Raw genomic sequence first — 13,930 nt, 5'->3', positions numbered from 1 at the left:
GAGCGCGAGACAGTGCGAGCCGTACAGATCAGCGAGTTCGGTGGGCCCGAGGTCCTCAAGGTGGTCGACATCGAGGAACCGGTGCCGGGTGAGGGGCAGATCCTGATCACCGTCGATCGGGCGGGCGTCAACTATGCCGATACCCACCAAGTCGAGAACAGCTATCTGTCGAAGGCGAAGCTGCCGCTGATCCCGGGTGGCGAGGTCGTCGGTCACACCGAGGACGGCCGCCGGGTCGTCGCGCTGGTCGGCTCCGGCGGTTATGCGGAGAAGGCGGTCGGCTACGCCCAGGCCGCGTTCGACGTACCGGAAGGCGTCAGTGACGCCGACGCGCTGGCTCTGATCGTGCAGGGCACGAGTGCCTGGCACCTGTTGAAGACTTCGACCCATATGCAGCCGGGAGAGTCCGTACTGATCCACGCCGGGGCTGGTGGCGTGGGATCGCTGGCCACCCAGCTCGCGAAGCTGTGGGGCGCCGGACGCGTCATCGCGACCGCCTCCACCGAGGAGAAGCGCAAGCAGATCCTCGAACTCGGCGCGGACGCCGCGATCGACGGCGAGCCCGAAGGCTTGAAAGACCGGATCATCGAGGCGAACGACGGCAAGCCCGTCGACATTGTGCTGGAGATGGTCGGCGGTACCACCCTGAACGAGTCCTTCGACGCGCTCGCGACGTTCGGCCGCCTGGTCACCTTCGGTGCGGCGTCGCGCCAACTGGCCGAGCCGATCCCGCCGGCCCGCTTGATGAAGGGCTCGAAGACCATCGCCGGCTTCTGGCTGGCGGACTGCTTCAAGACCCCCGCGCTGCTGCGCGAGCCGCTCGCCGAGCTGTTCGGGCTGGTCAAGGAAGGCAAGCTGCGCTCGATCCTCGGCGGCGACTATGCGCTGTCGGAGATCGTCACCGCCCACGAAGACATGCGGGCCCGCCGGACCGTCGGCAAGCTCGTGCTCGACCCCACCCGCTGAAACCCCAGGAGCCACAACAATGACTGTTGCAGTAGAGAACGTTCTGTACACCGCCCGCGCGACCGCCGAGGGCGGCCGTCAGGGTCACACCGCGAGCGACGACGGCAAGCTGGACGTCACCCTGGCCCCGCCGAAGGAGATGGGCGGCAACGGTGACGGCACCAACCCCGAGCAGCTCTTCGCGGCCGGCTACGCGTCCTGCTTCCACAGCGCGATGAAGACCGTCGCCCGCAAGACCAAGCAGAACGTCGACGACTCGACCGTCACCGCGGCCGTCGGCATCGGCCCGATCAACGGCGGCGCCGGCTACGGCCTCGAGGTCGAGCTGGTCGTCACCCTGCCGAACCTGGAGCGTGCCGAGGCCGAAGAGCTGGTCGCCAAGGCTCACCAGGTCTGCCCGTACTCCAACGCGACCCGCGGCAACATCAAGGTCGACCTCAGCGTCGCCTGAACCAGCAAGCAGTAAGCACCGACTGGTCAGTGCCGCCCAGGCTCAGCTCATCCGCTCGAGGGCTTCCGCGAGCAGGGCAGGGGTGGCACTGACCGGCGCCGCCGCGATCGTCAGTGCCTCCATGATCGCGGCGTACTCGTCCAGGTCCTCGAGCTTGTCGAGGTAGAGCGCGCTGGCCGCGTGCTCGATGTAGACGACGTCCGGCAGATCGCCTTCGGGGAATCGCAGGATGCTGAACGCGCCACCGGCGTCGGGATAGCCGACGCTGGTGAGCGGCATGATCTGCAGGGTCACGTTCGGCCGCTGGGAGGCCTCGATCAGGTACTCGATCTGCTCGCGCATCACCCCACGGCCACCGACCGGCCGGTGCAGCGCGGCCTCGTCGAGCACGACCCACAGGCGGGCCGGATCGGGCCGGGTCAGGATCTGCTGCCGGGTCACCCGCAGCGCCACCCGCTGGTTGATCTCCTCGGACGGCAGGTAGGCCTTGCCGAACTGGACGACCGCCCGGGCATAGTCCTCGGTCTGCAACAGTCCGGGGACGAAGAGCAGCTCGTACGTCCGGATCAGCTTGGCCGCGACCTCGAGGCCGACGTAGTTGCCGAACCAGCTCGGCATCACATCGCCGTACCGCGACCACCAGCCGGGGTTGTTCGCCGCCCGGGCCAGCTCCATCAGCCGCTCGCGTTCCTGGGCGTCCTTCATCTCGTACAGGTCGAGCAGGTCGTTCACGTCGCGTTCCTTGAACCCGACCCGGCCGAGTTCCATCCGGCTGACCTTGGACTCGGAGGCACGGATCTGCCAGCCCGCGTCGGCGCGACTGATCCCCGCGGCCTCGCGCATCCGGCGGAGATGACCGCCCAGCATGATGCGGAGCGCGGTCGGCCCACCTTCACCACCCGCCACCGTCACCCCAGCATGCTAACCGCAGATCAGGCGGGAGTCGCGAGTTCCAGCACCGTGGCGCTCGGCAGCTTGGCCAGTTCGGCGCCGTCGACGAGCAGCTTCGAGCCACGGATCCCGCTGCCGATCACGACCAGCCCGGCCTGAGCCACTGCCTCGTCGACGAGCACGGGCCAGGCAGCCGGTACGCCGATCGGGGTGATGCCGCCGTACTCCATCCCGGTCGAGCCAACCGCGTCGTCCTGCGCCGCGAACGAGATCTTCCGGACGCCGAGGTGCTTGCGCACGACGCCATTCACGTCGGCCCGGTGAGTGGCCAGCACCATCAAGGCGGCGTACGTCGACTCACCGGCCCGCTTGCCGTGCACGATCACGCAGTTCGCCGACGCGGCCATCGGTACGTCGTACTCCGCGCAGAATGCCGCCGTGTCGGCCAGCGTCGGGTCGATCGCCACCGCCCACGCGGGTAGATCGCCAAGGGCAGCCCGCACGGGCTCGGCGAGCAACTCCGGTACATCGGCAGCCGCCCGCCACTCCAGCTTGCCGAGAACGGGCGCGGTCACTCCGCGTCCACGAGGTCGGCGTACTCGGTGTGCTTCTTCAGGAAGTCCTGGTAGTACGGGCAGGCTGGGCGAACCCGCAGGCCCGCGTCACGCGCGTCGTCCAGCGACTTGGTCGCGATCCTGCCCGCCACGCCTCGTCCTTGGTACTCCGGCAGCGTCTCGGCATGCCGGAACGAAATCACCGAGCCGTGCAGCTTGTAGTCGACGAAGCCCATCAGGTTGCCGTCGGCGTCGCGCGCCTCGTACCGGCTGGCGTCCTTGGCGTCGGTGATCGCGATCTCGTTCTCCATGCCAGCCACTGTATCCAGCCACCGCAGGCCCCCACCGTGGCGGTGGGTTTCAAGTCAGTTACTCGCGGGGTACGGGCTCTACCGGAGATTTTCCGAGGCCGGCCGGGAGGAGTGCCGATGAGCAGCGAGCATGCGTTGGACGAGGGTAGAGCGATACCGAGTCTGGTACCCGCCCGGATGGACCGATTGCCGTGGACCCGGTTCCACTGGATGATCGTCGTCGGTCTCGGCGTCTCCTGGATTCTGGACGGCCTGGAGATCCAGCTGGTCTCCCTGGTCGGCAACACGCTGAAAGAAGGCGCGACCCTCGGGCTGAGCACCAAAGAGGTCGGTCTGCTGGCGTCCATCTACCTCGCTGGTGAAGTGGTGGGTGCGCTCTTCTTCGGACGGATGACCGACAAGTTCGGCCGCAAGAGCCTGTTCATCATCACGCTGGTCGTCTATCTGGTGGCCTCCGGCGCCGCGGGCCTGACCTGGGACTTCTGGTCGCTCGCGCTCTGCCGGTTCGTGGCCGGGATGGGCATCGGCGGTGAGTACGCCGCGATCAACTCGGCGATCGACGAGCTGATCCCGTCGAAGTACCGCGGCCGGGTCGACATCGGCGTCAACGGAACGTACTGGGCCGGCGCTCTGATCGGCTCGGCGGTCGGTCTGGTCTTCCTCGACAAGGACATCATCCCGGTCGAGTGGGGCTGGCGGCTGTGCTTCCTGGTCGGCCCGGTGATGGGCCTGATGATCATCTACCTGCGCCGGCACATCCCGGAGAGCCCGCGCTGGCTGATGACCCACGGCCGGGTCGAGGAGGCCGAACGGACCGTCGACTCGATCGAGGAGACCGTCCGGCACCAGGGCGGTACGTTGCGCGAGGTGACCGACGACGAGGCGATCAACGTCGTCGACTATCCGCCGGTGACGTACCGCGAGATCGCCCGGGTGATGTTGCGGGACTACCGGAGCAGGTCCTTCCTCGGCTTCTCGATGATGGTCACCCAGGCCTTCCTCTACAACGCGATCTTCTTCACCTATGCACTCGTGCTGAAGTCGTACTTCGGGTTGTCCGACTCCGGTGTCGCCCTGTACTTCTTCCCGTTCGCGATCGGGAACCTGGCCGGTCCGTTGCTGCTCGGCCACTGGTTCGACACCATCGGCCGGCGCAAGATGATCCTGGCGACCTACTCGGTCTCGGCGGTCGTGCTGTTCATCACCGCCCTGCTGTTCAACTCGGGCGCGCTGAACGCGGCCGGCCTGACCGCGTTGTGGTGCGTGGTGTTCTTCTTCGCCTCGGCGGGCGCGTCGTCGGCCTACCTGACGGTGAGCGAGATCTTCCCGATCGAGCTGCGCGGGCAGGCGATCTCGTTCTTCTTCGCGATCTCGCAGCTGACCGGTGGTGTGATCGCGCCGTTCCTGTTCGCCTCGCTGATCGGTGAGGGTGACAACCCGCCGCGCGGGCCGCTGACGGTGGGTTACATCATCGGCGCCGCGGTCATGTTGATCGGTGGTCTGATCGCCTGGTTCTTCGGGGTGGATGCCGAGGGGCAGTCGCTGGAGAACGTGGCCAAGCCGCTGTCGGCGCGGGAGGCCGCGGGCGCGACCCGCTTCCAGGGGGCGACGCCCCGGTTGCCGAGTACCGATGCGCAAGGACGGCGGATCACTCCGGTGAAGCCGGAGTCCCATCAGCCTGGGCCCGACGCCCCGCCGCCTGGCGACGTCCGGGATCGCTAGCCGGACCAGGGAAGAGAGCCCGCGGTGGTGACCTTCTAGGATCACGCCGTGGGTTCTCTCCTGGTAGCCGGTACTACGTCCGACGCGGGCAAGACGACCGTGGTGACCGGGCTCTGCCGGTGGCTGGCGCGCCAGGGGGTCCGCGTAGCGCCGTACAAGGCTCAGAACATGTCCAACAACTCCATGGTCTGCGCCGACGGTGCCGAGATCGGCCGTGCCCAGTGGATCCAGGCGGTGGCCGCCGGTGCGGAGCCGGAAGCGGCCATGAACCCAGTACTGCTCAAGCCCGGCAGCGACCGCCGCAGTCACGTAGTACTGATGGGGGAGCCCTGGGGTGAGCTGACCGCCCGCGGCTTTCTCACCGAACGAGCAGAGCTGGCGAAGGCAGCATTCGCCGCGTACGACGACCTGGCCTCGCGGTACGACGTGGTGATCAGCGAAGGCGCCGGCAGCCCTACCGAGATCAACCTCCGCCAGTCGGACTACGTGAACATGGGACTCGCGCAACACACGCGAGCACCGGTGGTCGTTGTCGGCGACATCGATCGAGGCGGGGTGTTCGCGTCGATGTTCGGCACCGTCGCGTTGCTCGATGCGGCGGATCAGCGGCTGATCAGTGGGTTCGTGGTCAACAAGTTCCGCGGCGACGTGAGCCTGCTCCAGCCGGGGATCGACATGTTGAGCTCGGTCACCGGACGGCCGACGTACGGCGTACTGCCCTGGCTCCCAGGTCTGTGGCTCGACTCGGAGGACGCGCTCGACGTACCGGCTCGGCGGCTCTCCCAGGACTCGTCCGTGCTGACCATCGCCGTGGTGCGCTTTCCGCGGATCAGCAACTTCACCGACCTCGACGCGCTCGCCGTCGAGCCGACCACGAGCGTCTTCTTCACCGCGAGCCCCGCAGAGGTCCGCGACGCCGACCTCGTCGTACTGCCCGGATCGCGCGCAACCACCTCGGATCTCGCCTGGCTGCGCTCGACCGGCCTGGCCGACGCGGTGATCGAGCGGGTCGCGGCCGGTCGCCCGGTACTGGGAATCTGTGGCGGTTATCAGCTTCTCGGCGGCGAGATCTCAGATCCATCAGGGGTCGAAGGCGGTGGCACCCACACTGGCCTGGACTTGTTGCCAGTAGCAACCACCTTCGGCGTCGAGAAGGTGCTGGCCCGGCCGGCGCCGACGGCGTACGAGATCCATCACGGCGTCGTCTCGGTGACGGGTACGGCTTCGGAGTTTCCGGGTGGCTGTCGTTCGGGGGTCGTCTGGGGGACCATCTGGCACGGCTTGCTGGACGACGACACCGCGCGCCACGCCTTCCTCACCGAGGTCGCCGCGCTGACCGGCAAGCCCGCGCCTGACGGTTCCGTCTCGTTCGCGGCGCAGCGTGAAGCCCGGCTCGACCTGCTGGCCGACGCCATCGACGAGCACCTCGACACGACGGCCCTACTGTGCCTGATCGAAGCGGGCGCCCCGGCCGGCCTGCCGTTCGTACCGCCGGGTGCTCCAAAACTGTCGGCGCCCTGATCTACCGTCCTTCTCGTGGACCTCAAAGACGAGCTGCATCAGAAACTCCGGACCACCCGCGCCGTCCTGCTGGCCAAGCTGGAAGGCATCGGTGAGTACGACCGGCGCCGCCCACTCGTACCGTCCGGGACGAACCTGCTCGGCCTGGTGAAACACCTGGCCGGCCTGGAGTACACCTACCTGGGCGAGTCCCTCGGCCGCACCCCGCCGGAGAAGCTGGCCTGGGTGGAGGACGGCACGATCTGGGACGGCGCCGACATGTGGGCCCTGCCGTCGGAGACCAGCGACTACCTGATCGCCCTGTACCAACGCGCCTGCGCCTTCGCCGACGAGACGATCACCTCGCTCGACCTCGACGCGCCGGCCTCCGTCGCCCACTGGCCCGAGGGCGGCCGGGCGACCACCCTGGGCGTCCTGCTGATCCGGATGGTCGACGAAACCGCGCACCACGCGGGCCACGCCGACATCATCCGCGAACTGATCGACGGTACCGGCGGCCCCGACGCCGACGTCCTCGACGAGGCCGGCTGGTCCGCCTACTACACCAAACTCCAACAGGCAGCCGAGACCTTCAGATAGCGCCACTTCGCGCCTCCACAGGGGAAGACGCGAGGTGGGGACCTACCAGGGGACGGTTTCGCCTTGGTAGTCGAGGAAGTGCAGGCCGGGCTGGCCGGACTGGGCGTTGATGGTGGCCGCGACGCCGGGGATGCTCTCGCTGATGGTGAGCATGGCGCCGGGGCCGCCGAGGTCGGTCTTCACCCAGCCGGGGTTGATGAGGAGCAGAGTGTGGGCGGCATCGGCGTACCGGGCGGCGTAGCAGCGCATCAGCTGGTTGAGGGCGGATTTGCTGGCCCGGTAGACGTCCTGGCCGCCGTTGGTGTTCATCGCCAGGCTGCCTTGGCGCGAGGACATCACGCCGATCGTCCCGTCGGGCGTGACGAGTGAGCGCAGAGACTCGATCACGCGCAACGGACTGAGCGCGTTGGTGACCATGACCTCGGTGAACATCTCCGTCGGCACCTCGGCGATCGGCAGGTTGCCCCGGGTGATCCCGGCGTTGACGAAGAGCAGATCGAGTTCGCGGTCGGCCAGCCGGTCGCGCAGCGCGGCGATCTGATCGGGGTCGGTGATGTCCACGGACTCGACGGCGAGCCGTCCGTCGGAGGTCTCAGCCAGGGCATGGAGTTCGGTGCGGTCGGCGCCGCGGACGGTACCGATCACGTCCCAGCCGAGGCGGAGGTATTCGGTCGCCAGCGCGAGTCCGAGGGTGCGGGAAGCGCCGACGATGAGTGCGGTTCGAGTCACGGATTCTCCGGGGATCAGGCGTTGAGGGCGGGCATGAGTACGAGTTCGCACCACTGCCGGAAGGTGGTCGGGGTTGCGGTCTCCGGTGTGCGAGTGAGGCCGGCGTCGAGGCCCTCGTTCTTGGCCCGCATCATGTCGACCATGCCGCTGACGATCGGGTCGCTGAGGCCGAAGCCGGCCAGCCGGGCGGCGAAGGTGTCGAGCGATTCGTGCTCGTAGCGGATCGGGCGGCCGAGTACGTCGGACATGATCTGAACCATCTCGATGGGCGAGAGGTCCTCGGGACCCAGGACGGCGACCTCGCCCGAGCCGGTCCACGAACGGTCGAGCAGCAGCCGTGCGCCGACGGCGGCGATGTCGCTGGTGGCGGCCAAGGGCGCCCGGCGATCAGGTTCGGAGGTGTCGGTGAAGACGCCGTTCTCGCGGATCGAGCCGACCTGGCGCAGCACGTTGTCCATGAACGACGGGTTGGCGAGCGCCCGGTAGGCAACGCCTGTGCTCGCGATCAGGTCGTCCATGGCAAGCGATGCGGTGACGTGGCCCGCGCGCCCGGCCATCGGCGTACCGCGGCCGACTGCCGAGACGCCGACCACGTGGCTGACGCCATACGTCGTGAACGCGTCCGCGGCGGCTCGGGTGAAGCCGGAGTACGCGTCGTCCAGGCTCACCGCCTGATGTGCGGGCGGGACGACCCAGAACACGGCGTCGGCGCCGGCGAAGGCCTTGCCGACGACCTCCGGGTCGCCATGGGACCCGGTCACGATGTCGACCCGATCGCGAACGGTGGCGGGAAGTTTGGCGGGGTCGCGCACGATGACGCGCAACTCCTCGCCGTGGGAGTCCTCGAGGAGGAGGTTCAGGAGCTTGCTGCCGATGTCGCCGGTTGGCGTGGTGATGACGATCATGGTGTCAACTCTGCGTGACCGTGAGCGGCAGGTCCAATACCTCTGTGTGACTATTGATACGGTTGAGGTATGGATCTCGACCTGCGCAAGCTCCGGTACTTCGCGGCGGTCGCCGAGCACCGGCATTTCGGCAAGGCGGCCGAGGAGCTCTACATCGCGCAGCCGGTGCTCAGCCGGCAGATCCGCGCGCTGGAACGCGACCTCGGCTGCGAGCTGTTCGTCCGTACCACCCGCAGCGTGCAGCTGACCCCGGCCGGCGAGCAGTTGCGTCAGGAGGCGGCCGGAGTGTTCGCCAGCGTGGACTCCGCGGTCCGCCGCGTGCACGAGATCGACCGCGGTCTCCGGCGGCTGGTCGTCGCCTTCGCCTCGGGGCTGCACGTCTCCGAAGTGGTGCTGGCGTTCACGGCGAAGTACCCGGAGGTCGAGATCGACCTGCTGCGCCTCAACTGGTGGGAGCAGGATGTGCCGTTGCGCGATGGCCGTGCCGATGTCGGCTACTTGCGCGGCCCTTTCGACCGTACCGGCCTGCAGGTGGCCGAGATCGGCAGCGAACGGCGGGTCGCCTGTCTGCCGACGTCACACCGGCTGGCCGACCGCGAAGCCGTGGCGCTGGCCGACCTGGCCGGCGAGTCGATCATGAACGCGCAGGAGCGGCGGCGGGTCTCCTCGATCGAGGAGAAGTTCGAGCTGATCGCCTCCGGCCACGGCATCGCGCTGATGCCCGAGACGGTGGCCCAGATCTATCCGCGCGCCGACCTGGTCTATCTCCCTATCGTCGACGCCGAGCCGGACGGGACCTTCCTGGCGGTGCCGGCCGGCCGGCGCAACGAACCCGCACTCGACTTCCTCGAGTTGGCCACCACGACCCTGCGGGCCGGCGAGGGCTGAACGGTCTGCGCCGAGCTCAAGCGCTGAGCTGCCTGCAAGGATGAGCGGGTGATTTCGGCGACGGAGAAGCTGGCGATCTTCCAGGAGCATCGCGGGCGGATGTTCGGCATCGCCTACCGGATGCTCGGGTCGGCGACGGAGGCCGATGAGGTACTTCAGGACGCCTGGCTGCGTTGGCAGTCGGTCGACCACGAGCACGTTGTGGAGCCGGCCGCTTTCCTCGCGAAGACGGTCACCAACCTCTGCCTCAACCAGCTCACCTCGGCCCGCGCGCGACGGGAGACGTACGTCGGCGAGTGGCTGCCCGAGCCCGTCCTCACCGGTGCCGGGCTCGACGACCTCGGGCCACTCGACGAGGTCGCGCAACGCGAGTCGGTCTCCTTCGCGCTGCTCACCGTGATGGAGAAGCTCAGCCCCGCGGAGCGGGCGGCGTACGTGCTGCGGGAAGCCTTCGCCTACTCCCATCGCGAAGTCGCCGATCTCATCGGTACTACGGAAGCCAACGCCCGCCAGCTCCATTCCCGGGCCCGCAAACGAGTCGCCGCCGACCAGCAGCCGCATGCCGTCGACCCGAGCCAGTGGCGCACCTTCGTGGAGCGCTTCCTGGCCGCCGCCCAACTCGGCGACATCGCGGGCCTCGAGTCGTTGCTGGCCGCCGATGTGGTCTCGCGTGCCGACGGCGGCGGCAAGGTCAACGCGGCCCGCCGGCCGGTCGAGGGGAGCGGTCGTGTCGCGCGCTACCTGGTCGGCGTACTGGAACGCTTCGGCGCCGGCATCGTCGCGTACTTCGCGCACGCCAACGGCGAGCCCGCGATCGTTGCCGTCGGCCCCGACAGGGTCCGCGCGGTGCTCTTCCTGGCCTTCGACGGCGACCGGCTGAGCAGCCTCGAGATCGCGATGAACCCGGACAAGCTGAGCCGGGTGGACGACCAGTTGTCACGAATCGGCGGGGTATCCGGTCTGGGCTGGTGACCGAAAGGACACCACCATGCGAACCATCCTCGTCACCGGCGGTACCGGCAACCTGGGCCGCCCGACGACCGCGCGCCTGCGCGAAGCGGGCCACGACGTCCGCGTCCTCAGCCGGCGCAGCGGCCCCGGCCTCACCACCGGCGACCTGACCAAGGGCACCGGCCTCCGCGAGGCGCTCAACGGCGTGGACACCGTGCTCCACCTGGCCACCAGCCGCGGCACTGCCGATGCCGACCAGACCCGGAGCCTGGTCGAGGCACTGCGGCCATCCGGCGTCGAGCACCTGATCGTCATCTCGATCGTCGGCATCGACCAGATCCCGCTGGCCTACTACCGCTCCAAACTCGAGACCGAACGTCTCGTCGAGCAGTCCGGTCTCCCGTACTCCGTGCTCCGGGCGACCCAGTTCCACAACCTCGTCGACGAGGTCTTCACCGCCCAGCGCTTCCTGCCGCTCCTGCTTGCTCCCTCGATCCGACTCCAACCCATCGCCGTGGACGACGTCGCCACCCGCCTCACCGAACTTGCCGCCGCCCCGCCCGCCGGCCGCGTCCCCGACATCGGCGGCCCAGAGCAACGATCCGTCCCCGATCTGGCCCGCCTCTGGAAGCAGGCCGCCGGCTCTCATCGCCCGATCACCCCCATTCGCCTTCCAGGCAGGGCTTTCGGCGCCTTCGCAGCGGGCGCCGCGATGACTGGCGACACGACCTACGGGCAGCAGACCTTCGCCGACTACCTGACCGCCCGCTTCAGCGCCGAGGCCAGCCGATGAGTCGACTGCTGCGCCCCGGCCTGGTCGTGCTCGCCGTCATCCAGCTCGCGCTCGGTGGCTGGACGTTGTTCTTCCCGGCGAGCTTCAGACCACCTGAGGGGTGACTCGCCGGGGTGGTCGGCAGTACTGCTGGGCTTCACCATCTTCTCGGTCCTGCTGCCGCTCGCGTTGGTCCCCGCGGGGCTCAGGAGGCCGCGCGCCGCAGGATGACTTGACTACTGTGACAGTAGTACTGTCACAATGGCTCGCATGGGTCCGCTGAGTGGGGTGAAGGTCGTCGAGCTGGCCGGGATCGGGCCTGCGCCGTTCGCCTGCATGGTGCTGGCCGAGCTGGGGGCCGAGGTGCTGCGGATCGAGCGTCCGGGCGGCGGTCTCGCGATGGGGCCGCCCGAGCTGGAGTTGCTCAACCGTGGCCGGCGGAATGTCGCGCTCAATCTGAAGGAGCCGGCGGCGATCGGCACGGTGCTGCAGTTGGTGGAGCGTGCCGACGTACTGGTCGAAGGCTTCCGGCCTGGCGTGGCGGAGCGTCTCGGGCTCGGACCGGACGCGTGCCATCAGGTCAACCCCAGGTTGGTCTACGGCCGGATGACCGGCTGGGGTCAGGACGGTCCGCTGGCTCAGTCGGCCGGGCATGACATCGACTACCTCGCGCTGTCCGGCGCGTTGCACCTCATCGGCCGGGCGGGCGGTCCGCCACAGGTCCCGGTGAACCTGCTCGGCGACTTCGCCGGCGGCTCCCTGTACCTCGTCGTCGGCGTCCTCGCCGCGCTGGTCGAGGCGCGGGGGAGCGGTCGCGGTCAGGTCGTCGACGCGGCCATCGTCGACGGCGCAGCGCACCTCACCACGATCGTGCACGGCGCTCTGGCCGCCGGGAACTGGCAGCTGCGGCGCGGGACGAACCTGCTCGACACCGGCGCGCCCTTCTACGACGTGTACGAGACGTCGGACGGCGAGTTCATGGCGGTCGGCGCGATCGAGCCGCAGTTCTACGACGAGCTGATCCGCCTGCTCGGAGTACAAGCCCCCGACCGGTACGACCAGGCCAATTGGCCGGAGCTCCACAAGCTCCTCACCGAGACGTTCGCCCAGCGCACTCAGGCCGAGTGGACCGAGCTCTTCGACGGTACCGACGCCTGCGTCTCGCCCGTACTACGGCCGGCCGCCGACCACCCGCACCTGGTTGCCCGGGGCACCTTCGTCGACAACGCCGGCGTCCGGCAGCCGGCGCCCGCGCCACGCTTCTCGCGCACCCCGACCCATCTCGACCAGCCCCCGGGCCGCCCTGGGCAGCACACCCGCGAGGCCTTGGCCGACTGGGGAGTGACCGATGTCGAAGCCCTACTCGCCTCCGGCGCCGCAGTACAAGCCGAACTCTAGGAGCCCGCCCGTGGAACGCCACCTCTTCGATGCCGATCACGACGCCTTCCGCGAGACCGCCCGCGCGTTCTGCGAGAAGGAGATCACCCCGCATCACGACAGCTGGGAAGATGCCGGGATCGTCCCGCGCGAACTCTGGACCGCGGCCGGCGCCGCGGGCCTGCTCGGCTTCATGATGCCCGAGGAGTACGGCGGTGGTGGAGCGCGTGACTTCCGCTTCAACGCCGTCGTGATCGAGGAAGTGACCAAAGCCCGCGCCAGCGGCCCCGGCTTCACCATCCATGCCGACCTGGTCTCGTCCTATCTACTCGACTACGCCACCGAGGAACAGAAAGCCCGCTGGCTGCCGAAGTTCTGTGCCGGCGAAATGATCACCGCGATCGCGATGACCGAACCCGGCGCCGGCAGCGATCTCCAAGGCATCACCACCACCGCCAAGCGCGACGGCGACGACTACATCCTGAACGGCCAGAAGACCTTCATCTCCAACGGCATCCTGGCCGACCTCGTCCTGGTCGTCGCCAAGACCGCCCCGGACGCCGGCTACCAGGGCATCTCGCTGCTCGTCGTCGAGCGCGGCATGCCCGGCTTCGAGCGCGGCCGCAATCTGGAGAAGATCGGCCTGAAGGCCCAGGACACCGCCGAACTCTTCTTCGACAACGTCCGCGTCCCGGCCGCCAACCTGCTCGGCGAGGAAGGCAAGGGCTTCATCTACCTGATGGAGAAGCTGCCCCAGGAGCGCCTCACCATCGCCGTCGTCGCGGCCGCCGCCTGCGAAAACATCCTCGACACCACCCTGGCCTACGTGAAGGACCGCAAAGCCTTCGGCCGCCCGATCGGCTCGTTCCAGAACTCCCGCTTCGTCCTGGCCGAGCTGGCCACCGAGACCCAGATCGCCCGGGTCTTCGTCGACCGCTGCATCGAAGAACTCAACGCCGGCACCCTCACCGTCTCCGACGCCGCGATGGCCAAGTGGTGGACCACCGAACTCCAGAAGAAAGTCGTCGACAAGTGCCTCCAACTCCACGGCGGCTACGGCTTCATGACCGAGTACCCGATCGCCAAGGCCTACCTGGACACCCGCATCCAAACCATCTACGGCGGCACCACCGAAATCATGAAAGAGATCATCGGCCGCACAATGGGCATCTGACCGATCAGGTAGATCAGATCCACGTAGGTCAGATCTACCTGATCTGACGACAACCTCAGTACTCCGGTGCTTCGATCTTGCCCTCGGCTGCTTCCTTCATCTCCTCGGGGAGTGCAGAAATCAGCCGGACCATCGCGTG

Annotated in this window: 15 protein-coding genes; 10 read left to right on the top strand and 5 right to left on the bottom strand. The window is 68.3% G+C overall.

The features are described from left to right. Positions 1-12 precede the first annotated feature (12 nt). Positions 13-966: a zinc-binding alcohol dehydrogenase family protein gene (locus ACIA12_RS07840; RefSeq protein ID WP_396366147.1), complete on the top strand. Its 954-nt coding sequence runs from the start codon at positions 13-15 to the stop codon at positions 964-966. Positions 967-985: 19 nt separating this feature from the next. Further along, positions 986-1,417 carry an organic hydroperoxide resistance protein gene (locus ACIA12_RS07835; RefSeq protein WP_396366146.1) on the top strand — a complete coding sequence of 144 codons (432 nt, stop codon included), beginning with the start codon at positions 986-988 and terminating at the stop codon, positions 1,415-1,417. A 42-nt stretch (positions 1,418-1,459) separates the two neighbouring features. Here the strand turns inward: ACIA12_RS07835 and ACIA12_RS07830 are convergent, their stop codons facing one another. The 3 genes from ACIA12_RS07830 to ACIA12_RS07820 form a co-directional block, all read right to left on the bottom strand. Then, the gene (locus tag ACIA12_RS07830; protein ID WP_396367142.1) at positions 1,460-2,284 is read right to left on the bottom strand and encodes a helix-turn-helix domain-containing protein; all 825 of its coding nucleotides are present in this window, start codon (positions 2,282-2,284) and stop codon (positions 1,460-1,462) included. 65 nt (positions 2,285-2,349) lie between these two features. Then, the gene (locus ACIA12_RS07825) at positions 2,350-2,883 is read right to left on the bottom strand and encodes a YbaK/EbsC family protein (protein WP_396366145.1); all 534 of its coding nucleotides are present in this window, start codon (positions 2,881-2,883) and stop codon (positions 2,350-2,352) included. Beyond that, positions 2,880-3,173: a GNAT family N-acetyltransferase gene (locus ACIA12_RS07820; protein ID WP_396366144.1), complete on the bottom strand. Its 294-nt coding sequence runs from the start codon at positions 3,171-3,173 to the stop codon at positions 2,880-2,882. The genes ACIA12_RS07825 and ACIA12_RS07820 overlap by 4 nt, the downstream gene beginning before the upstream one ends. Positions 3,174-3,290: 117 nt before the next feature. Here ACIA12_RS07820 and ACIA12_RS07815 point away from each other — a divergent pair, with 117 nt between their 5' ends. Genes ACIA12_RS07815 through ACIA12_RS07805 form a run of 3 tightly spaced genes read left to right on the top strand, consistent with a single transcriptional unit; the run spans position 3,291 to position 6,995 of the window. Then, positions 3,291-4,895, top strand: a complete 1,605-nt coding sequence (locus ACIA12_RS07815; RefSeq protein ID WP_396366143.1) for an MFS transporter — start codon at positions 3,291-3,293, stop codon at positions 4,893-4,895. 48 nt (positions 4,896-4,943) lie between these two features. Next, positions 4,944-6,416: a cobyric acid synthase gene (locus ACIA12_RS07810; RefSeq protein ID WP_396366142.1), complete on the top strand. Its 1,473-nt coding sequence runs from the start codon at positions 4,944-4,946 to the stop codon at positions 6,414-6,416. 15 nt (positions 6,417-6,431) lie between these two features. Further along, entirely contained in the window at positions 6,432-6,995 is a 564-nt protein-coding gene (locus ACIA12_RS07805) for a DinB family protein (protein ID WP_396366141.1), read from the top strand. A gap of 42 nt (positions 6,996-7,037) precedes the next feature. Here ACIA12_RS07805 and ACIA12_RS07800 read toward each other — a convergent pair whose 3' ends face one another. Together ACIA12_RS07800 and ACIA12_RS07795 are read right to left on the bottom strand one after the other, a co-directional pair. Beyond that, positions 7,038-7,724, bottom strand: coding sequence for an SDR family NAD(P)-dependent oxidoreductase (locus ACIA12_RS07800; protein WP_396366140.1), 687 nt, complete (start codon positions 7,722-7,724; stop codon positions 7,038-7,040). Between the two features lie 14 nt (positions 7,725-7,738). Beyond that, positions 7,739-8,629 carry an NAD(P)H-binding protein gene (locus tag ACIA12_RS07795; RefSeq protein WP_396366139.1) on the bottom strand — a complete coding sequence of 297 codons (891 nt, stop codon included), beginning with the start codon at positions 8,627-8,629 and terminating at the stop codon, positions 7,739-7,741. A 69-nt stretch (positions 8,630-8,698) separates the two neighbouring features. On the opposite strand from ACIA12_RS07795, the gene ACIA12_RS07790 reads away from it, so the two are divergent. The 5 genes from ACIA12_RS07790 to ACIA12_RS07770 all read left to right on the top strand — a co-directional run bounded on the left by ACIA12_RS07790 (position 8,699) and on the right by ACIA12_RS07770 (position 13,791). Next, a complete protein-coding gene (locus ACIA12_RS07790) occupies positions 8,699-9,517 on the top strand; it encodes a LysR family transcriptional regulator (protein WP_396366138.1) in 819 nt (272 codons plus the stop codon). Positions 9,518-9,565: 48 nt separating this feature from the next. Further along, positions 9,566-10,489, top strand: coding sequence for an RNA polymerase sigma-70 factor (locus ACIA12_RS07785; protein ID WP_396366137.1), 924 nt, complete (start codon positions 9,566-9,568; stop codon positions 10,487-10,489). 16 nt (positions 10,490-10,505) lie between these two features. After that, positions 10,506-11,261, top strand: a complete 756-nt coding sequence (locus ACIA12_RS07780) for an SDR family oxidoreductase (protein ID WP_396366136.1) — start codon at positions 10,506-10,508, stop codon at positions 11,259-11,261. Between the two features lie 249 nt (positions 11,262-11,510). After that, complete coding sequence (locus ACIA12_RS07775; RefSeq protein WP_396366135.1) at positions 11,511-12,638, top strand: CaiB/BaiF CoA transferase family protein; 1,128 nt, start codon at positions 11,511-11,513, stop codon at positions 12,636-12,638. Between the two features lie 10 nt (positions 12,639-12,648). Next, on the top strand, positions 12,649-13,791 hold the full coding sequence (locus tag ACIA12_RS07770; protein WP_396366134.1) for an acyl-CoA dehydrogenase family protein: 1,143 nt from the start codon (positions 12,649-12,651) through the stop codon (positions 13,789-13,791). Positions 13,792-13,930 lie beyond the last annotated feature (139 nt).

Source organism: Kribbella sp. NPDC051620, assembly GCF_044453825.1.
GTDB lineage: Bacteria > Actinomycetota > Actinomycetes > Propionibacteriales > Kribbellaceae > Kribbella.
The sequence above is the reverse complement of the archived record's forward strand: the minus strand, read 5'-3'. Positions and strand labels throughout refer to the sequence as shown.